The 19,827-nt window shown below is 74.1% G+C and carries 18 protein-coding genes; 8 read left to right on the top strand and 10 right to left on the bottom strand.

Annotation, left to right across the window (positions count from 1 at the left end):
- Nucleotides 1-38 precede the first annotated feature (38 nt).
- Nucleotides 39-431, bottom strand: coding sequence for an ATP-binding protein (locus ABTZ99_RS31095; RefSeq protein ID WP_498781577.1), 393 nt, complete (start codon nt 429-431; stop codon nt 39-41).
- A 181-nt stretch (nt 432-612) separates the two neighbouring features.
- Here ABTZ99_RS31095 and ABTZ99_RS31090 point away from each other — a divergent pair, with 181 nt between their 5' ends.
- Nucleotides 613-2,703: a tetratricopeptide repeat protein gene (locus tag ABTZ99_RS31090; RefSeq protein ID WP_499616306.1), complete on the top strand. Its 2,091-nt coding sequence runs from the start codon at nt 613-615 to the stop codon at nt 2,701-2,703.
- Here the strand turns inward: ABTZ99_RS31090 and ABTZ99_RS31085 are convergent.
- Nucleotides 2,679-4,322 carry a hypothetical protein gene (locus ABTZ99_RS31085; protein WP_499616303.1) on the bottom strand — a complete coding sequence of 548 codons (1,644 nt, stop codon included), beginning with the start codon at nt 4,320-4,322 and terminating at the stop codon, nt 2,679-2,681. The genes ABTZ99_RS31090 and ABTZ99_RS31085 overlap by 25 nt on opposite strands.
- Nucleotides 4,323-4,356: 34 nt before the next feature.
- Here ABTZ99_RS31085 and ABTZ99_RS31080 point away from each other — a divergent pair, with 34 nt between their 5' ends.
- Nucleotides 4,357-5,190 carry an alpha/beta fold hydrolase gene (locus ABTZ99_RS31080; RefSeq protein ID WP_499616300.1) on the top strand — a complete coding sequence of 278 codons (834 nt, stop codon included), beginning with the start codon at nt 4,357-4,359 and terminating at the stop codon, nt 5,188-5,190.
- Here ABTZ99_RS31080 and ABTZ99_RS31075 read toward each other — a convergent pair.
- The 3 genes from ABTZ99_RS31075 to ABTZ99_RS31065 are packed head-to-tail and all read right to left on the bottom strand — an operon-like array spanning nt 5,144 to nt 9,303.
- A complete protein-coding gene (locus ABTZ99_RS31075) occupies nt 5,144-7,972 on the bottom strand; it encodes a DEAD/DEAH box helicase (RefSeq protein ID WP_499616297.1) in 2,829 nt (942 codons plus the stop codon). The two genes, ABTZ99_RS31080 and ABTZ99_RS31075, sit on opposite strands and share 47 nt — an antisense overlap.
- Before the next feature lie 40 nt (nt 7,973-8,012).
- The gene (locus tag ABTZ99_RS31070; protein WP_499616294.1) at nt 8,013-8,744 is read right to left on the bottom strand and encodes a class I SAM-dependent methyltransferase; all 732 of its coding nucleotides are present in this window, start codon (nt 8,742-8,744) and stop codon (nt 8,013-8,015) included.
- Between the two features lie 10 nt (nt 8,745-8,754).
- Nucleotides 8,755-9,303 carry a hypothetical protein gene (locus ABTZ99_RS31065; protein ID WP_499616292.1) on the bottom strand — a complete coding sequence of 183 codons (549 nt, stop codon included), beginning with the start codon at nt 9,301-9,303 and terminating at the stop codon, nt 8,755-8,757.
- Between the two features lie 326 nt (nt 9,304-9,629).
- Between ABTZ99_RS31065 and ABTZ99_RS31060 the strand changes: the two genes are divergently transcribed.
- Nucleotides 9,630-10,451, top strand: coding sequence for a bifunctional DNA primase/polymerase (locus ABTZ99_RS31060; protein ID WP_499616290.1), 822 nt, complete (start codon nt 9,630-9,632; stop codon nt 10,449-10,451).
- A 27-nt stretch (nt 10,452-10,478) separates the two neighbouring features.
- Here the strand turns inward: ABTZ99_RS31060 and ligD are convergent, their stop codons facing one another.
- From ligD to ABTZ99_RS31045, 3 genes are read right to left on the bottom strand one after another with little or no spacing between them, the layout of a single operon-like run.
- Nucleotides 10,479-11,420, bottom strand: a complete 942-nt coding sequence (gene ligD, locus ABTZ99_RS31055) for a non-homologous end-joining DNA ligase (protein WP_499616289.1) — start codon at nt 11,418-11,420, stop codon at nt 10,479-10,481.
- Nucleotides 11,421-11,449: 29 nt separating this feature from the next.
- Complete coding sequence (locus ABTZ99_RS31050) at nt 11,450-12,562, bottom strand: MFS transporter (protein ID WP_499616287.1); 1,113 nt, start codon at nt 12,560-12,562, stop codon at nt 11,450-11,452.
- Complete coding sequence (locus tag ABTZ99_RS31045) at nt 12,562-13,176, bottom strand: hypothetical protein (protein WP_498781563.1); 615 nt, start codon at nt 13,174-13,176, stop codon at nt 12,562-12,564. The genes ABTZ99_RS31050 and ABTZ99_RS31045 overlap by 1 nt, the downstream gene beginning before the upstream one ends.
- A 288-nt stretch (nt 13,177-13,464) precedes the next feature.
- On the opposite strand from ABTZ99_RS31045, the gene ABTZ99_RS31040 reads away from it, so the two are divergent.
- From ABTZ99_RS31040 to ABTZ99_RS31020, 5 genes are all read left to right on the top strand, one after another.
- Nucleotides 13,465-13,701 (top strand): hypothetical protein, encoded by a 237-nt coding sequence (locus tag ABTZ99_RS31040; protein WP_499616284.1) that lies wholly within the window; start codon nt 13,465-13,467, stop codon nt 13,699-13,701.
- Between the two features lie 124 nt (nt 13,702-13,825).
- Complete coding sequence (locus ABTZ99_RS31035) at nt 13,826-14,398, top strand: hypothetical protein (protein WP_499616281.1); 573 nt, start codon at nt 13,826-13,828, stop codon at nt 14,396-14,398.
- Nucleotides 14,398-15,588: a sensor histidine kinase gene (locus ABTZ99_RS31030; RefSeq protein ID WP_499616278.1), complete on the top strand. Its 1,191-nt coding sequence runs from the start codon at nt 14,398-14,400 to the stop codon at nt 15,586-15,588. Before ABTZ99_RS31035 ends, ABTZ99_RS31030 begins: the two co-directional genes overlap by 1 nt.
- A complete protein-coding gene (locus ABTZ99_RS31025; RefSeq protein ID WP_498781557.1) occupies nt 15,581-16,291 on the top strand; it encodes a response regulator in 711 nt (236 codons plus the stop codon). Before ABTZ99_RS31030 ends, ABTZ99_RS31025 begins: the two co-directional genes overlap by 8 nt.
- A gap of 118 nt (nt 16,292-16,409) precedes the next feature.
- Entirely contained in the window at nt 16,410-18,161 is a 1,752-nt protein-coding gene (locus tag ABTZ99_RS31020) for a pectate lyase (protein WP_499616274.1), read from the top strand.
- A 43-nt stretch (nt 18,162-18,204) separates the two neighbouring features.
- Here the strand turns inward: ABTZ99_RS31020 and ABTZ99_RS31015 are convergent, their stop codons facing one another.
- A complete protein-coding gene (locus ABTZ99_RS31015) occupies nt 18,205-19,071 on the bottom strand; it encodes a DUF4231 domain-containing protein (RefSeq protein ID WP_498781554.1) in 867 nt (288 codons plus the stop codon).
- Nucleotides 19,068-19,817: a carbon-nitrogen hydrolase family protein gene (locus ABTZ99_RS31010; protein ID WP_498781553.1), complete on the bottom strand. Its 750-nt coding sequence runs from the start codon at nt 19,815-19,817 to the stop codon at nt 19,068-19,070. Before ABTZ99_RS31010 ends, ABTZ99_RS31015 begins: the two co-directional genes overlap by 4 nt.
- Between the last annotated feature and the right edge of the window lie 10 nt (nt 19,818-19,827).

The raw sequence follows: 19,827 nt of genomic DNA, 5'->3' as shown, positions 1-19,827 counted from the left end.
GGGTCCGCACGCGCCGCGGACCCCGCACCACCGCGCCGTCACCCGGTGGGCACCTCCGCCCACACCACCTTGCGGTCCTCGTGGTGGTCGAACCCCCAGCGCACGGACAGCCGGTTGACCAGCAGCAGCCCGGCGCCCGCGGTCGGGTCGTCCGGTCTGCCCAGCACCGGCAGCAGGCTGGGACTGCGGTCCTCCACCTCGACCCGCACGACCTGCCGTTCGTCGACCCGCAGCAACCGCACCCGCCAGGGGCCCTCGGCGTGCCGCCGCGCGTTGCCCACCAGTTCGGTGGCGATCGACGCGAGCTCGGCGACGCGGTGCCCGTTCACCTCATAAGCGACCTGTCGCACCCAACCGGCGATGCCGTCGGGTGTTTGGACGCCGCCCAGCTCCAGGTCGAGCCCGTCGTCAGGCAGGTCCACCATGTTCATCGCACGCTCCTCCGGCACCCTGTCTGCTCAAGGCGCACGCACGAGGTAACCGTTCGCCGGCCGGGTCAAACCACGATCTCCATCACGTTCCGACGACCACCCGTGTTGACGCTCCGTGGCGAACCGGTCCTGCCCGGTAGGCTGGCCCGACGATCTTGCCCCCGACGCGGGAGGTCCACGGGTGGTCGGCGAGGAGCGGGCGGCGCGCAACGAGTTCGGCGGGTCGGCCCACGCGGTGGTGCAGGCCGGCGAGATCAACGGCGGGGTGCACTTCCACGGCGTCCCCTGGCCGCCCACGAACGTTCCGCACCAGCTGCCGCCGCCCGTCGACCTGGTCAACCAGGTGCGCGTGCTGGCCGAGCTGGAGCGGGGCATCGCCGACCGGCCGCCGTTGGACGAGCCGGTGGTCAAGGTCGTGCTCGGGCCGCGGGGCAGCGGCAAGTCGACCGTGGCCACCGCCTGGCTGCACGACGTCCGCGACCGGTTTCCCGACGGCCAGCTGTACGCGACGCTCGGCGCGTGGAGCGATCAGCAGGTCGCGCCGCGCGAGGTGCTGGGCGAGTTCCTGGTGTCGCTCGGCGTGCGCCGCGAGAACCTGCCCGCGGACCTGGCGTCGCGGGCGGCGATGTTCCGCTCGGTCACGCACGGGCTGTCGCTGGCGGTGTTCCTCGACGACGTCGTCTCGCCCGCCCAGGTCCGTTCCCTGCTGCCCGGCCCCGGCGGCTCGGTCGTGCTCGTCACCGGTCACGGCGCGTTCGGGGTGCTGGCCCGGCAACGGGCCACGTTGATCGACATCGATCCGCTCGAACCGGACATGGCGGTGGAGCTGCTGCGCCAGTTCGCCGGCGACCGGGTGCGCGACGACGCGGACGCGCTGCACGAGGTGCTGGAGCTGTGCTCGGGCCTGCCCGTGGCGCTGTGCCTGATCGGCGGGATGCTCGCGGAGCGGCCGACGTCGTCGGTCGCCGACCTGCTCGAGGAGCTGGCCGACCCGGAAGCCGGCCTCACCTCGGTGGCGGTCGGCGACGAGCCGACGCTCGGCTCGCTGTTCGACGCCACCTACGCCCGCCTGAGCCCGCTCGCCCGGACCGCGTACCGGGTGCTGGGCGCGCATCCGGGCACCGGTGACGTGTCGGTCGCGGCCTTGGCGGCGGGTATGGGCGTCGGCGAGGTGAAGGCCCGCCGCGCGGCGCACGAGCTGGTGTCGCTGAGGGTGGCGGAGGACCCGGTCGCCGGTCGGCTGGTGGTGCACAACCTCCTGCGCGGGCACGCGGCGCGGGTCGGCGAGGTCCTCGACCGGGCCGAGCGCGACGCCGTCCGGCGGCGGTTGGCCGACTGGTACGTCACCGGCGCGGTCACCGCCGAAGCCGCCGTGATGGGGCAGCGGGTGTGGCGGCGCAAGCTGTTCCCCGACGTCCGGCCGTCGGCGGGCCACACCGCCGAGGCCGACCCGCGCGGGTGGCTGGAACGCGAGCGGGCGAACCTGCGCGCCGTGACGACCGCGTGCTACGAGGACGGCGCGCTCGACGCGGTCGTGGTGCTGAGCCTGGTGCTGTGGGCGTTGTACGAGCCGGGCAAGTACTACGACGACCTGCTGGCCACGAACGAACTCGGCGTGCGCGCGGCGGAGCACTCGGCCGCCGACGTGGCGCGGGCGGTGTTGCTGACCCAGCTGGGGTTCGCCTACCTGCACCTCGGCGACACCGACGCGGCGATCACCCGGTGTTCGTCGGCGATCGACCTCGCCCGGCGGGTCGGAGACGTCGAGGCCGAGGCGACCGCGCTGGAGTGCGCCGGGTTGGCCCGACTGGCTCGCGGTGAGTCGGACGAGGCGCGGGCGGTGCTGCGGCGGAACCTGGAGCTGGCCGAGTCGGTCGGCGACCCGCGTCGGCTCGCGCTCGCGCGGTTCCACCTGGCCAAGGCCGAGCCGCCGGAGGCGGCCGTCGAGCTGCTGGACCAGGCGTTGGCGGGGTTCCGCGGGTTGGCCGCGCCGGAGCCGCGCAACGTCGCCAAGATCATGCTGTGGCAGGGGCGCAAGCTCGGCGAGTCGGGGTCGACCGGGCGGGCGCGAGAACTCCTGGAGCGGGCCAGGGCGATCACGGTCGAGCAGAACTGGTCGTTCGACCAGGCCCAGGTGCTCGACGCGCTCGGTGACCTGGAGCGCGGTGAGGCCGCGAAGGCGTACTACGAGCAGGCGATGGCGTTGTACGCCGAGCACGGGTTCGTCACCGCCATGGCCGCCACCGCTCAGCGGCTGGCCGCCTTGAGCTGACGCACCTCGGCGGTGTGCTCCTCACCGCCCAGCACCACGGTGACGCGTGCGGGGACCGCGGTGGCCGCGAGGTGCCAGGCGTGCACGACCGACGCCCACACCCGTCCGGCCGGTGCGGGACCGGTGAAGCCCAGGAGCGCGCCGTCGCGCGTGCCGACGAGCCACCGCCCGGAGTGGTCGGGCATGGACGCCGACCCGAGACCCGGCAACGCGTCGAACATCGCCGCGATCCACCGCTCCGCGTCGCCGGCATCGTCCTGGATCACGATCTCCGCGCTCTCCAGCACCGCGGCGTCCGGGGTGTCGACACCGACCACCAGGTGGCTGTGCGGCGGCGAAGCACGACGCAGGTCGACGGGGAAGCGGACCACCCGGGCCCGGTCGGGCGCGTCCAGCTCGACCGCGACCCACTGGTGCACCACCGGTGGTGCGTCCACCCGTGCGACGGGAATCGTGCGGACTCCCGGCTCGTCGAGCGGTTCGGCGAGGCGCAGCCGGCGGTAGAACTCGGTGCGCAGCAACGTCGCGGCCCGCCCCGGCGCCGAGCTGACCAGGGCGGCGATCGCCGCGAGGTCGTCGCTCACCCCGGCCGAGTCGAGTTGGACGCGCAGCGGTCGGTCGAGGGTGAGCCGGTCGGCTTTGTCGATGAAGCGACCCACGGCCGACGCGGGGTCCACGGCGTTGTGAGCAGCGGCTGCCAGCAGAACCGGCACACCCAGGGCCGCGCCGTAGAACGTGACGGAGCCGTGGTCGCCGACCACCACGTCCGCCGCGACGAGAGCGGCACGCCACCCCTCTTCCGGCGGCAGCACCACGACCCCGGCCCGTTCGCACTCGTCCAGCCACATCCGGATCTGCCACGGCGAGTGGCCGAACCAGGTGTTCGGGTGCAGCGCCAGCGCGATCCGGTACTCGTCCAGCGGGAGCTCCAGCCGCAGCCGGCGCACCACGTCCGACGCCTGGTCGTACAGGCTGCCCGGGCCCCACGTCGAGGACACGACCACCAGGCGTTGACCGCGCCCGACGCCCAGCGCCGCCCGGTACGTCTCGCGCAGCGGCGTGCTGGCCAGCATCCGGTCGAAGCACGGATCGCCCGCGACGACCGCCGCCGGAACGGCCTGCGGGCAGCTCGACCGCAGCCGGTCCAGCTGTTCGATGTGCGAGAGGATCACGCTCGACGGGATCAGCCGACCGCGGTGGGTCAGCCATTCGGGAGACAACCCGAAAACCGGTTTCCGATCCCCGACTTCCAAGTACTTGTTGTAGCCCATGCCGTGCGGCAACACCGCGAGCGGTGCGCGCAGCCGTTCCAGCGGGCCGCCGTAGCTGGACGCGATGGCCAGGTCGAACCGCGTCCGCTCGGCCTGCGCCCAGTCGATCGTCAGCACGCCGAGGTCGGCCAGGTGCTCGGCCGTGCCGGGCGTGAACGCGGACGACCCCGTGCAGGCGAACAGCACCTGGACCCTCGGGTCGGTGGCGATCAGCGGCAGCACGTCGAACAGGCGCGTCGCCGAGGTCACGTTGTGCACGACGCCCAGCACGAGCTTCTCCGCCCGACGGGTGGCCCACCTGGTGGTGACCGGCCGATCCGGGACCACCGTCCACCGCTCGTCGAACACGAGGCGCGATCTTATCCGCTGTTAGGCTCCGCCCGTGCTGACGGAGATCGACATCGCCCTGGACGACGGCCGCACGCTGCACGCGTACGACACCGGCGCGGGCGATCTCGCCGTCATCTGGCACCACGGCACGCCGAACATCGGCGCGCCTCCCGCGCCGCTCTTCCCCGCCGCCGAACGGCTCGGCCTCCGCTGGGTGTCCTACGACCGCCCCGGCTACGGCGGGTCGACGCCGAACCCCGGTCGGGACATCGCCTCAGCCGCGACCTGCACCGCCGCCGTCGCCGACGCGTTGGGCCTCGACCGGTTCGCCGTGGTGGGGTACTCCGGCGGCGGGCCGCACGCCCTGGCGTGTGCCGCGCTGCTTCCGCACCGGGTGCTCGGCGTGGTCAGCCTGGCCGGGCTCGCGCCCTTCCGCGCGGACGGGCTCGACTGGTTCGCGGGCATGGCGGCCTCGGGCGTGGCGTCCTTGCGCGCGGCGGAGGCCGGACGTGCGGTGAAGGAGCGGTTCGAGGCGTCGGGCGTCGGGTACGACCCCGAGTTCACCGAGGCGGACTTCGCCGCCCTCGCCGGCGAGTGGTCGTGGTTCGACGAGGTCGTGGGCCCGGCCGTGCGGGCGGGACGGCCGGACGCGTGGATCGACGACGACCTGGCCTACGTCAACCCGTGGGGGTTCGACCCCGCCGACGTGACCGCGCCGGTGCTCCTGCTGCACGGTCTGCGTGACCGCGTCGTGCCCAGCTCGCACGCCGAGTGGCTGGCCCGCCGGTGCCCCGCGGCCGAACTGCGGCTCTCGCCGGAGGACGGCCACGTCTCGATCGTCACGTCCGCTCCGTCGGCGTTGGACTGGCTGCGCGAGCAGGCGTAGTCGACGCCGGCGCGAGTTCCTGCGCCAACTCCACCGCGGCCCGCGCCGGGTCGCCGCCGAAGCGGCTGGGGAACGCGTCGTGCACCCGCCAGCCCGCGCCGCGCAGGGCACGCCAGCGGGCGAGGTGCGCCGCGGCGCCGTCCGGGTGCGGCCGGGTGTCCAGGGCCACGGCCGACCCGCGTTCGCCCACCACGAGGTCGACCCGCCACTGGCCGACCGGGTAGCCGGTGCGCGCCGCCAGGCCGAGCCCGGTCAGCTCCGCCGCCAACCGCGCGGTCCACTCGTCGGACGGCGCGACGCCCTCGGTCTCGGTCGGCGGGACCTCGGCGTGCCGCAGGTACTCGCCGAGGAGCCCGACCGGCTCGGCGGCCGACGTGATGACGTGCACCAGCCGTCGCGCCCGCGTGGTGAGCACGGCCAGCAGGTTGCGGTCGTTGGCGAACCGCCAGGCCGCCGGCCGGTCGGCGTCGGTCAACGCCAGGCTGATCACGACCTCGTCGAACTCCGAGCCCTGCACGCCGTGCACGGTGCCGACCCGCACCCCACCCGTGGTGATCTCCTCCAGGCTGAGCCGGTCGAGCAGGGCCTGTTCCAGCGCGTCCGCCTGCGCCCGGAACGGCGTCACGACGCCGATCGAGCGGACGCCGGCGGCGATGCGGCGACGCAGGTGCGCGAGCACCGCGTCCACCTCGACCTCGTTCACGCCCTTGTCGTCGCGGACGCCCGCCACGTGCTCGACGTCGATGCAGTCCACGTCCGCGATCGAAGGGTGCGTGGTGAGCAGCGCGATCCGGCCCTCGTAGAACCGGGTCGCGGCGAACCCGATCAGGTGCGGCGCGCAGCGGTGGTGCTCGGTCAGCCAGTGCACGCCGGCCGCCGCCGCGCCCGCGTCGAACAGGCTGACCTTCGGCACGTCCAGCCGGTCCGCCAACGACTCCGTGCCCTCCGCGGTCAACGCCTCGCGCACGGCCTGCTCGCCGACGAACGACACGTGCCGCAGCTGACGCGGGTCGCCGCCGATCACCACCCGTCTGCCGCGCAGCAGCGCGGGCGCCGCGAGCGGCTGGTCCACGTGGCTCGCCTCGTCGATCACGACCAGGTCGAACGCGCCGGGCACGGCGGGCAGGATGTCCTCCACGTCGGCCAACGTGCCCACCCACAGCGGCAGGGCCTGCACCAGGTCCGAGGTCGAGACGTCCGCCAACGCCCGCCGCCGCGCCGCCCGGCCCGACCGCAACGCCGTCGCCAACGCCGCCACCGCGCGCCGCGGCCCCGCGCCACGGCGGCTCACCGCCAGGGTGGCCAGCCACGCGGCGATCGCGGTGTGCCCGCGCGCGTCCTCCTCGGCCAGCAGCCCGCGCAGCGCGTCGAGCGACGTGCCGCCGTTCGCGGCGACCCGGACCTGCGCGGCGGACTGGTCCGCGGCCCGCACCGCCGCTTCCAGGTCCGCCAGGTCCACGTCGTCCGCCGCGCCCGTCAGCCGCCGCGCCGACCGGAGCGCCCACCGCGTCCGCCACCCGCCGAACAGCCCGTGCCGCGGGCGCAGCAGCCCGTGCAGCCGCTCGAAGTCCACACCCTCGTCGAACGCGCGCGGCGTCACGGTCCGATGCCCCGGCATCAACGCCTCGAACCGCACCGCCGCCTCGACCAGCTCCTCGTCCCGCAACGCCTCGCGCACCGCGCGCTCGATCCGCGCGACCGCCGCGACGGCGCTCTGCCTGCTCCGGTCGAGCTGGTCCAGCTCGCCCTTCACGGTGGTGGCGGCCAGCCCGGCGCTCAGGTCGCGCGCCATCTCCTGCCGCAGCTCGGAGTCGCCGAACAGCACCGGCACCGGCCCGCCCGCGCGCCGCAGCGCCTCGCCGAGCACGTCGGCGGCGTTGCGGGTCCGGCTGGCCAGCAGCACCGAACGGCCCGACGCCACCGCGTCCAGCGCGATCGCGGCCAGCGTGTGGGTCTTGCCGCTGCCGGGCGGCCCGCCGATCACGGTCACCGGCGCGGTGCGGGCCGCCACCACCGCCGCCCGCTGGCTCGGGCTCAACGGCAACGCGCCGTGCACCACGTCGTCGTGGTCGACCGCGACGTCCTCGGCCGACGAGTACAGCCCCGCCAGCGCGGTCTGCTCCACGCCGCTGCGGCGCGCCCACGTGTAGAGCGCGGCGCCACGCTCGGTGCTGACGACCGGCTCGCCGGCGTGCAGCCCGGCCCCGGCCACGACGACCAACCGGTCACCGCCGATCAGCCCGCGCGGGTCGTGCTTCGGCCCGAGCACCGGGACGTCGTCGAACCCGCTCGCGGCCAACGTCGCCTTGATCCACTCGGTGCCCTTCGCCAGCCGCGTCTCCAGCTCCGCCGCCTTGGACCAGTCGTCCAGCAACGGGAACATCCCGAGGTCACCGGCGACCTGGAACACGTAGGCGCGCCACCCCGCCGGGTGCAGCCGGACCGGCCGCGACACCAACGGCAGGCACACGCGCCTGCGCTGGCCGTTGATCGTCGTCGGTCCGCACAGGAACGCCCACCCCAGCCGCAGCAGCCGGTCTTCCTGGTGCAGCGCGTCGAACGACGCCAGCCGGTCGACGGTCGCGTGCTGGTCGGGCCGCGCGGTCCACGGCACCGGCGTCCACCTCGGCAGCTGCCCACCTTCGGCGAGGGTGCGCCACGCGGACTCGTCGGCGCCCATCCACACCAGCCCGGCCGTCTTGGTCAGGTCGAGCTGCACCCGCTGCGGCTGCTCGGACGCGCTGAGCCGGGCCAGCGTGCGCAGCACTGCGGGAACGGTCACGGGGAAATCCTGCCATCCGGGTCCGACAGCGGGACCGGGATCAGGCGCGAGCGGTGAAGACCGCGAAGCTCGGGCTGCGGCGCAGCGGACCCCAGAACTCCTCACCCTGCCCGTCCTCGGGGATCACGGTGGGGTGCCGGGTGACGTCGTGCAGCCCGGCGCGGGTCAGCGCGGCCTCGACCACGCCGCCGAGCCAGTAGAACGAGTCGAAGTCGAACGGCGGCTCGCCGAGCACGCGCACCACCACCGGCTGCCGCGCGCCGGACGGCCCGGTGCGGACCACCTCGTAGCCGTAGCGGGCGTAGTCGGCGAGCACGTCCCAGTCCGGGTCGGGGTTGGGCACCAGCACGGCGAGCGTGCCGCCGGGTGCGAGGTTCGCGCGCAGGTTGCCGATCATCCGGTCGAGCGCGGCCTCGTCCTCGGCGTACCCGAGCAGCCAGATCGCGGTCACCACGTGGAAGATGCCCAGCACCGGCAACGCGTCGGCGTCGTGCCGGTGGTAGGTGATGCCGAGCGGCGCGCGGCGCTCCGCCTCTCGCGCGTGGGCGAGCATCTCGTTCGCCGAGTCGACGCCGACCACCGGGTCCGCGCCGAGGCGGCGGAACTCGCGCGGGTAGAAGCCGGTGCCGCAGGCGACGTCGAGCACCGATTTCCCGCGCAGGTCGGGCAGCGCGGCCAGGAGCGTGGCGCGTTCGGCCAACCCGGTCGGGATGTGCTTGGTGCGCTCGTAGAGCTCGCCGAGCGCGTCGTACTGGTCGTCCGATTCCGCCATGTCCGCGACCTTATGGCCGACCGTAGAGCCCGGGGTAGCCACAACCGGTGAAGTGGTCGGAGAACGGGCGGATCGCGGCCGCCAACCGGATCAGCTCGCCGTCGCGTTCCAGCGCCTGCTGGATCACCGGCTGGTGGCCCGGGTGCGCGCCGAGCACCACGATCACCTCGGCGACCTGCTCCGCCTTCACGGCCGCGCCGATCGGCGCGAGGCACTCGCGCACCGCGCAGGCGTCGGTGCGGGCGATCCGGCGGCCGAGGCCGGCCATCCGGGCGTGGTCGGCGGCCAGCGCCTGAGTGAACCCGGGCACCGCGACCTCGTCCCGCGCCAGGTCGCCGAAGTCCGCGAGCAAGGCCAGCGACAGCATCTCGTACGCGCTGCGGATCCGTTCGGCGCCGATCGACTGGGTGTCGACGCGGAATGCCCGGATCAGCCGTTCGGCGACCGCCGCCACGTCGCGGCGGCGCACGATGCCATCGGCATTGGAATCGAACAACCGGAGTCGGCGCGCAAATCTTTCGACGAGGTCACCGTCTTCCATGACCTCATTGCGATTCATAGCGCCCCCTAGAACCATGTTATGGGACCGGGAGGTCATTATCACTACCCGATGGGATGAACGCCGTCCTGCACGCGGGGGTTGTCCGTCGTCTTATCGCCTTCTTGCCGGCGTGCCGCGGGCCGCCACCCGGCCGTCGACCGCGCCGCGCAGGTCATCGCGGAAGTAGCGGTGCGACCTTGCGACAAGTGGGGGACCAGGCCGAGGACGCGGGAGGTGACGAAGCCGTGCACGGCGTCCTGGTGGCCCTGTACCGGGCGCGTCGACCCCGGCAGACTGGAGATCGGCGGCGCTTCCCCCGTTGCCCGACACAAGGGGGGACGAGCATGACCAGGTACCGGGCGGCGCTGGCCGCCGCCGCGCGAGGCTGGCCCGTGATGCCGCTGCGCCCGCACGGGAAGACGCCCGCGCTGCGCGGCTGGGACGACGAGGCGACCCTGGACCGTGACCGGATCCGGCACTGGTGGTCGCGCCGGGCCTACAACGTCGGCATCTCGTGCGGCCCGGCCGGGTTGCTGGTGGTGGACCTCGACGTGCCGCACGGCCGCGAGGCGTTCGCCCGCCGCGCCTGGCAGCACGGCGACGAGGACCCGCGCGACACCTACACGGTGGCGACGCCCAGCGGGGGAGAGCACCGCTACTTCCAGGCGCCGGACGTGCCGCTGGGCAACACCGCCGGCCGGATCGCGCCGCACGTCGACACGCGGGGCGTCGGCGGGTACGTGGTCGCCGCCGGTTCCCTGCTCGGCCACCACCGGTACCGGGTGCTGCGCGACGCGCCGGTCGCGCCCGCGCCCGAGTGGCTGGTCGCGGTGCTGACCCCGCCGCCGCGCGAGGACCTGCCGATCCCGACCCAGCGGTCCTCGCCGCGCCGCGTCGACGCCTACCGCGCCGCGGTGGTGGAAGGCGAGGCCGAACGCGTGCGCGAAGCCCGCCCCGGCGCACGTGCGCACATCGTGTTCACCGCGGCGTGCCGGCTCGGCGAGCTGGTCGGCGCGGGCTGGTTGGACGAGACCACCGCGATGGCGGTGCTGCTGGCCGCCGCCGCGAGGCACAACGGCATCGAGGGTTGGACCGAGCGCGAAGCGCTGCACCACGTGGAGAACGGCATCGCGCTGGGTCGCTGGCGGCCTCGCGTGCTGCGGTGACGCCCGACCACCGGGCCGGCGCGGGGGTCACTCCGGCACGTCGAGCCCGTCGCGGTCGGCCCACTCCAGCAACGGCTCCAGCGAGAACACCGCGTCGTCGATCCCGGCGTGCAGGTCGCCCAGCTCGGCGAACCGGGCGGGCACCGTGGCGATGGTGAAGTCACGCGGGTCCAGCGAGTCGATCTCGTCCCACCGCACGGGCGTGGACACGGTCGCCTCCGGCACGCCGCGCACGGAGTACGCGCTGGCGATCGTGTGGTCGCGGGCGTTCTGGTTGTAGTCGACGAACAGGCTGCGCGGGTCGCGGTCGCGCCGCCACCAGGCCGTGGTCACGTCGTCGGGCGCGCGCCGCTCCACCTCGCGGGCGAACGCCAGCGCCGCCCGCCGCACGTCGGCGAAACCCCACTCCGGCTTGATCCGCACGTAGATGTGCAGCCCGGACCCGCCCGAGGTCTTCGGCCAGCCCACCGCGCCCAAATCGGCCAGCACCTCCTGCGCCACGTGCGCGACCCGCCGCACCCGGTCGAACGGGCAGTCCGGCATCGGGTCGAGGTCGATGCGCCACTCGTCCGGCTTCTCCGTGTCGGCGCTGCGCGAGTTCCACGGGTGGAACTCCACCGTCGACATCTGCACGGCCCACACCACGTCGGCCACGTCGGTCACGCACAGCTCGTCGGCGTGCCGGTTGTACCGCGGGAAGTGCACGCGCACGGTCCGCACCCACGGCGGCGCGCCGCCGGGCAGCCGCTTCTGGTGCACCTTCTCGCCGGCCACCCCGGACGGGAAGCGGTGCATCATGCACGGCCGCTCGCGCAGCGCGCGCACGATGCCGTCGCCGACCGACAGGTAGTAGTGGGCGAGGTCGAGCTTGGTCTCCCCTCGCGCGGGGAAGTAGACGCGATCCGGGTTCGAGATCCGCACGACGCGGTCCCCGACCTCCAGCTCCACCGAAGGCACCTTTCCGGCCATGCGGGCCAACCTAACCCGGATCGCGTCGATCAGCGCGTCACCAGCCTCCTTCCGACGTTCGTGGCGGCGATCACGGCGGCCGCGACGGCGACGGCGGCGCCGACGAGGGGCACGACCGGCGCGGCCACCGCCCCGCCGAGCACACCGGAGCCCGCGATGCCCGTGTAGATGGCGGACGCGTTCAGGGCGAGCAGGAGGTTCGCCCGGTCCGGGTCGACCGCCACCAGGGCCGCGAACAGGGGCGGGTTGAACGCCCAGAACAACGCGCCCCACGCGGCCATCACGACGAACGCCGTCAGCCCGGTCAGCATCGTCGGCAGCACCACGAGCACCGCCGCGCAGCCGCCCAGCGCCACCAGCAACGGCGTGCGCGGCCCGTGGCGGTCCGCCGCGACCCCGCCGATCGCGTTGCCCAGCACACCCCCGACGCCGTAGGCGAGCAGGTGACCGCTGTCGGGCGGGTGGCCGGTGATCGGGCCCAGGTAGCCGTAGACGCTGAACGTGGCCAGGCAGGCCAGCAGCGACACGGCCAGCAGCCGTTGCACGGGCGGGTCGGCCAGCGGCGCGAGCCGTTGGCGGAACCCGACCGCCGGTCCCGGGCGCACCGGCGGCACGGCCGACCGCACCACCAGCGCCGCGACCACGCACAACACCGCCACCAGCACGAACGCCGCCCGGTAGCCGTGCCGGTCGGCGACGAACCGCCCGGCGGGCACGCCCAGCAGCGTGGCCGCGGTCAGGCCCGCCGTCACCACCGCCATCGCCTTGGCCCTGTGGCCGGGGTTGAGCTGGGCGGCGACCGCCGTGGCCGCCGGGGTGGCCAGCGCCGCGCCGCACGCGGTGAGCACGCGGGCCGCCAGCAGCAGGTCCAACGTCGGCGCCAGCGCCGCCCCGACGTTGCCCAGCGCGGCGACCAGCAGCGCGGTCACCAGCAGGCCACGCCGTTCGAACCGCGCGGTGAGCATCGCCAGCACGGGTGAACCGACCGCGTAGGCGAGGGCGAACGCGGTGATCGTCCCGCCCGCCGCGGCCGTGGTGACGCCGTGGTCGGCGGCCACCTCGGTCAACACCGCCGCGACCACGTACCCGCTGGAACCCGCCGCCACGGTCGTCGCGGCGAGCGCGGCGGTCCGGGCGCGCATCAGGACACCAGTCGGGGCGGCGCCGGGGTCAGGTGGGTGGTCAGGTCGGGTGGGCGGCGGCCGGTGAACGCCACCCGGTAGACGGTCTCCCGCACGAGGGCCACGGGTCTGCCCGCGCTGAGCAGGGTGGCCTGGCACCACAGGGCGGGCACGTCGTCGGGGTCGTCGGGCAACGGGTCGGCGAAGTCGGGGTCGTCGGGCGCACGGGTGGTGGTGGCGTAGTGGGTGGCCCGGTGGGCGCCGGTGACCAGCACGCCGAGCGGGGTGTAGCCGCGGGCGAGCTCGTCGCGGGCGGGCTCGTCCAGCTCGAGGCCGCGCTGGTGCACCAGCGCGGTGATCGCGGCGAGGCGCGGGCCGTGGTCGCCGAGGTGGGGCACGAGGTAGCCCTCGCGCCTGGTCACCACCGCGTGCGGCGGTAAGCCGAGCAGGTGGGCCTGTCGGGGGGTGAGGTGGTGCCGGGTGTCGGGTTGCCGGGGGTCGCGGCGCAGGCGGTAGCCCACCCACAGGGACAGCACGCGGGTGAAGGGGACGGGTACGTCGCGCAGGAACCTGGCCATGGTCTCGGCCCGGGCGCCTGCCTCGTCCGCGTGCTCGGCGGGTACGGAGTGGATCATCGGGGTGCACCTTCCGGTGAGGCCGCACACGTCGTTGTGCGGGCGTCGGTGCGATGGACCCACGATGAGGCCGCATTGATGCGGAAACATCGGTTGGGTGACGGAGAAGATCGCGCACGCGCGGGGCCGTCCGCACGACGTGCCGGGAGCATGGGCCCGGCGGGGTACGCGCGCGGCGGGACTGACCCGGTAGCGGTAGGCGAAAAGCGCATACCCGAGGCGATGACCGCGACCGCCCGGACGGCCAACCTTGGTGTCGTCACATCGGTCGTTCGGGGAGGGAGCGCCGTGATCGCGGTAGCGACAATCATCGGCAGTGCGGGCGTGGTCCTGCTCATGGTCGGACTCGTGGGCGGGGGATTCACCTTTTCGGGCGGATCGATGCCCCGGGTCGACAAGGCGTCGAGGAAGCCGTGCCTCGCGATCGGCGGCGTGTTGGTGCTGTTGTCCGTGGGGATGGCGGTCACCGCCGAGCTGAGGCCCGTGCCCGCCGGCCCCGCGTCGGCCATCTCGGTGGCGAGGTGACGGGAATCCGGTCGTAACGTTCACCCTCCGAGATGGGACAACTACGGTGAATGACCGATGTGGACTGAACCGGGTAATGCATACCGCCACATGGCCCACATCAGGTACAGGGAAGGGGTAAGCCGTGGACTGGTCCTGTCCCGGAGTGGTGTCGATCCAGCGGATCGCCGCCGGCGACGCGGTCGACCGGCACCTGTCATGGGCGGTCCTGGTCACCAACGACCTCGTCGTCGCACCCGCGCCGCTCGACTGGTTGCGCGACCCGGAGGTCGACTTCGAGGTGCTCGTCGCCTCGGCCCGGCGCGCCGGACCGGGCGTGGTGGAGCGAATCCGGGTGCGGCGAGCGGACGTCGTCGGGCTCGACGGGGCACCGGGCGGAGCCGCCGCCATCCTGCGGTTGGCGCACCGCTCGCGCCACCGACCGCACGCCGGCGAGTTCGAGCGCGACGAGTTCGAGGCCGTCCTCGCCGGGGAGACCGGCGAGGTCGACATCTGGCGGGCGCTGGTCGCGGTGGGCGCCGTGCCGGGAGACCTGCTCGACCGGGAGGTGCTGCCGGTCCTCGGTGCGGTGGCCTCCTGGGAACGGGCACGCCGGGCGGGCTCGGTCCACGAGCGCCTCTCTTCGCCGCGTGAGCTGACCGGCTCGTGGTGCTGCGTGTTCAAGTGCTGTGACGACTGCGTCGGGAGTTGGTCGTGATGGCCGCGCTCCGCCTGCCCGGCCGGGTCGTCCTGGTGGACGGGGTGGTCGCGCTGCTCGTGTGCGGGCTCGACCTGCTCATGTCCTGGAGCCCCGGCCGCGACGCCGAGTTCGGCACCTGGGCCGCACCCCTGTACGCCGCGGTCGGCTACCTCGCGCTGGCGGTGCGTCGACGCCACCCGATCCCGGTGTTCGGCGTCATGGCGCTGCACAGCGTGACCGCCGCACTGATCTTCCACGCCTACATCCCCAACCTCGGCGTCTGGGTGGCCCTCTACACGGTCGCGCAGCGGTGCGAGTCGAGGAGTGCGCTCGCCTGCCTGTTCGCCGCGGCGGTCCCGGCGGCCGTCAACGTGGTCCACACGGTCAGCCGACAACCGCCCACGAACCGGGTGGACGCGCTGATCGGTGTGACCTCGGCGCTCGTCGTGTTCAACGGCGCCGCGTTCGGCATCGGCCGGTGGGTGGGGTGGAGCCTGCGGCAGCGCCGGATCGAGGCGGAGCGCGCCGCGGCGGACGCGGTGGCCGACGAGCGGTCGCGGATCGCGCGCGACCTGCACGACGTGGTCGCGCACGCGGTCACCCTGATGCTGTTGCAGGCCGGGGGAGCGGCGCGGTTCATCCGGGCCGACCCCGAGCGCGCGCGGCAGGCGCTCGGGCACGTGGACGCGTTGGGTCAGCAGGCGATAGTCGAGCTGCGGCGCATGTTGGGCCTCATGCGTCCCGAACTCGGGAGCGCACCCGGCGGACCGTCGTCGCTGGGGGGCTTGGGCCGGCTCGACGACCTGGTGGCGAGCACGCAGACCGACGACCTGCGGGTCGAACTGACCCGGACGGGTGAGAAGTACCCGCTGGAACCGGGGGTGGACCTGTGCGGTTACCGGATCGTGCAGGAGGCGCTGACCAACGCCATCCGCTACGCCCGACCGTGCACCACCGTCCACGTGACGGTCGAGTGGCGGCCCACGACCGTCGAGCTGGCCGTCGTCAACCACGTGGCGGGGCGACCCTCCCGGGCCCTGGCGACCGGGCACGGGGTGCTCGGGATGCGGGAACGGGCGCGGGCGATCGGTGGCTGCCTCACCGCGGGCGTCGAAGCCGACGGGACCTTCGCGGTGCGCGCCACGCTACCCACCGGAGGCCGGCTTGCCGTCGGCTCACCCGCGACCGCCGGAGGCCTCGGTGGGTGACCACGAGCCGATCCGGGTGCTCGTCGCCGACGACGAGCCGCTCGTGCGCGCCGGACTGGCCATGCTCATCGACGCCGAGGAGGACCTGGTCGTCGTCGGCCAGGCCGGCAACGGGTTCGACGCGGTGGAACTGGCCCGCACCGCGCGACCCGACGTCGTGGTGATGGACGTCCGCATGCCCGGCAGCGACGGCGTGTACGCGACCCGGCACCTGGTCTCCGAGGAGTTCGTGGTCGATCAGGCCTTCACCACCGCCGTGCTCATGCTCACGACGTTCAACGACGACACGGCCGTGCACGACGCGCTGCGGGCGGGGGCCTCCGGGTTCCTGCTCAAGAACACCGCGCCGAGCGCGCTGTGTGAAGCCGTGCGCCACGTCGCCGCCGGGCACGCGTGGCTCGACCCCGTGGTGGCACGCCGGCTGCTCGCGGAGTTCGCGTCCCGGCCGGACTGCGCGCTGCCCGTGCCCGCCGAGCTGGCGCGACTGACCCTCCGGGAAACCGAGGTGCTGATCCTCGCGGCGCACGGGCTGCCCAACGCCGAGATCGCCGCCCACCTCGTGATCAGCGAGGCGACGGTCAAGACCCACGTCTCCAGGGTGCTGACCAAGCTGGACCTGCGCGACCGGTCGCAGGCGGTCGCCACGGCCTACAAGTGCGGGCTCGTCCACCCCGACGACCGCCCGCCGCACCGCGCCCGCTGACCTCCGCCCCACCGCGCCCGCCGACCGAACGCCCACTGTGGGCAACGTGAGGGCTGCTCGATTTCACACCTGTGATCCACCGTTGACCGGCCGACCCCCGCCTCGGTACTGCTGGTCGATGGCCTTCAGTCGACGTCGGTTCGGCCTGCTCGTGACGGCTCCCGCGATCTCCGCGCCGGCGGGCAGCCCCGCTCCCGCGCGCCCCGACGTGGCCGACGCCCTGCGCCGGGCCGCCACGTTCCTGGACGAACGCCTCTCCTACCGCGGCGGCTACGTCTGGAGCTACCTGCCCGACCTGTCCCGCACGTGGGGCGAGATGGAGGCCAACCGCACCATGTGCTGGGTCCAGCCACCCGGCACGCCGTCCGTCGGCCACGGCATGCTCGACGCCTACCACGCCACCGGCGACGAGACGTTCCTGCGCGCCGCCGAACGGACCGGGCTGGCACTTGCCCGGGCGCAGCTCCCGGTCGGCGGCTGGAACTACGTCCACGACTTCGCCGGCCCAGCGTCACTGCGCCGCTGGTACGCGACGATCGGCGCGAACGGCTGGCGGCTGGAGGAGTTCCAGCACCACCACGGCAACGCGACGTTCGACGACGGCGGCACGGCGTCCGCCGCCCAACTGCTGCTGCGGCTGTACCTGGAACGCCGTGACCACCGGTTCCGCACGGCGGTCGAGCGCGCGATCCGGTTCGTGCTCAAGGCGCAGTTCCGGGGCGGTGTCGCGGACGGCGGCTGGCCCCAACGCTTCCCGCACCACCCCGGCGCGCCCGAGACCACACCGTGGCCCGACACGCGCCCGCCGTGGCTGGCCGACGACGTCGGCCACGGCATGGAGGACGGCGACTACACCGGCCACGTCACGTTCAACGACGACGTGCTGGGCGAGAACGTCAAGTTCCTCCTCCTGTGCGCGTCCACGTTGGGCAGGCGCGACCTGCTGGAGCCGGTCCACCGCGCCATGCGCTGCCTGCACCGCCTCCAGCAGCCGGGTCCCCAGGCGGGCTGGGGCCTGCAGCACCTGTCCCGCGCCACGGCCGGCCGGCCCGCCGGCGCACCCGCGGGCGCCCGGTCCTACGAGCCGAGGGCGCTGGCCACCCACACCACGCAGACCAACGTCACCCAGCTGTTCCACTACTTCCGCCTGACCGGCGACCAGAGCTACCTGGCGCGCGTGCCGGAAGCCCTCGCCTGGCTGGACAGCTGCCGCCTCACCGACCGGCAGGTCGGCGAGAACCCGCTGCTGGCCGGCCGCACGCACCCGACGTTCGTCGAACCGGCCACGAACCGCGCCCGCTTCGTCCACCGCTTCGGCTCGAACGTCCGCAACGGCGCCTACTACTACGACTACGACCACCGTTCGACGCTCAGCCACTACTCCGCCGGCCGGGTCGTCGACACCGAAGCCCTGCGCGCCACCTACGACGAGCTCAGGTCGCTCACCCCGGCGCAGGTCGCCGACCTCAGGTCCAGGTCCCCGCTCAGCGGCCGGCCCATCCCGCCGCCGCGCTACTTCTCCCTGCGCGACCTGGCCCTGACCGACCTGTTCCTCGATGCGCCCCAACCACTTCCCGCCGTCACGGACGCCCAGGTGCAGGCCCTGGTCACCGACCTGGGCGCCAAGGACCACTGGCTCACCCCGGCCGACGCCGTGACCAACCCCTACCGGGGCCCGGCGCCCGCCCACCCGTACGACGGCACCGCGTACACGAGCAAGCACGTGGGCGACGTCCACGACACCTCGCCCTACGACCCGCGCACCCCGCCACTCGAACCCCCGTACACGCCCACCGAGCGCCCGCTGGTCATCAGCACCGCGGCGTACGTGGCGAACTCCGGGAAGCTCCTGTCCTGGCTCGCCCGCTGACCGGAGCACCGGCGTCCGCGTCGGTGGTGACCTCCCGGCGTGCTCAACTCTCCACCGGACGCGACGCCAACCACAGCTGGTGCTCCCGGCTGATCGCCTCCTCGGCCTCCGCCACCGCCTCGGCCCACGACGCCTCGTCCGCGTCCAGCAACTTCGCCCGCACCAGCACCAGCTCGCGCGCCGCCAGCGAGTACCCGGTCGCCTGCGACGAGTGCCGCCGCGTCGCGAGCCACGCCGCGCCACTGGCGACGGCCGCGGCGAGGATGCCGGAGGCGTCGACGTCCCACACGCCGAACGCGCGCCCACCCGCGAGCACGATGGCGAGCACCTCGCCGACGATCAGCGCGATCCGCCACTGCATCGCCCGCCGGCGGTCGGCCTGCGCCTTGGCCGTGTACCACTTCTTCTGCTCCTGGAGCCGGTTCTTCACGTACGCCGTCCGCCGCCGCTCGAACGGCGCCTCCCGCAACGCCGTCATCGCGGACGTGGCCGACGGGTCGTCGCTGTCCAGCGGCAGCCGCTGCTCGCTCTGCGCGACCACCTCGCCCACCCGTTCCTGGAACAACGCCCTCGGCCGCGCCACGTCGGCCGAGAACGGCGCACCGGCCACGGCGTACCGCCAGGACAGCGTCTTGATCGACTCGGCGACCGCGCGCCCGGCGTACCAATCGCGCTCCGGCTGCTGCGTCCACAGCAGGATCTCCACCACCAACGCCACCGAGAACGCCACCAGCGCCAACAGCCCCCACGGGTGGACGGCGGTCTGGCGCTCCCACTCCAACGCGCCGCCGACGGCCGCCACGACCGCGCTGACCAGGCGGGTCCGGCTCCACGTCAGCGTCAGCCGCTGCCCGCGCCGCGACGTGCGCTCGGCGTCGTGGAAGAAGCCGGGTAGGTCGGCATCGGTCATGGCCCTCCATCCGTGACGCGGCCCGGGATCACCGCCCGCACCACGGCGTCCACCCCGGTGCCGGCGGCGGCGATCATCCCACCGGACGGCTCCCACACCCCGGAACGACCCGCCGCCGACTCGTACCCTTCACCCGTCGAGCCCGCGAAGCTCGCGATCGCCACCCACACGTCGTGCCCGACCGCGATCCGCCGCGCCCGCTCTTGCACCACCCGTGAATCCCAGGCGTGCTCCAGCACACCGGCCACGTACACGTCCACGCCCAACGCCACCGTGTCCGCCGCGTGCCGCCGCACGCCGGTGTCCTTGCACACCGCCAACCCGAGCCGCACCCCGTCCACCTCGACGACCGCGGGCGCGTCACCGGGGCGGAAGCGCACCGACTCCCGACCGCCCAGCCACATCTTCCGGTACGCCACCCGCACCCCGGCGGCGGACACCTCCAGCACGCCGATGTTCGGCCCGCCGACGGGCCCGCCGGCCCACGTGCCGCCCGCCCCGCCGAACGACCCGCCGACCGGCGCGCCCGCGAACGCCACGGTCCCCGTCTCGGCGCACGCCCGCACCAACGGCTCCACCAGGTCGAACGGCACCACCGGCGCGTCGAGGTGGTAGCCCGTCAACGACAGCTCCGGGAACACCACCACCCGCGCCCCAGCCGCGCGCACCGCCTCCGCGTGGGCCGCCACGTTGGCGGTCACGTCGTAAGGGGCGCAACGCGGCTGGGCGACGGCGATCGTGATCACCAGACGACCC

Origin of the sequence: Actinosynnema sp. NPDC002837 (assembly GCF_040295345.1) — a bacterium.
In the GTDB taxonomy this organism is placed as follows: Bacteria; Actinomycetota; Actinomycetes; order Mycobacteriales; family Pseudonocardiaceae; genus Actinosynnema.
The sequence above is the reverse complement of the archived record's forward strand: the minus strand, read 5'-3'. Positions and strand labels throughout refer to the sequence as shown.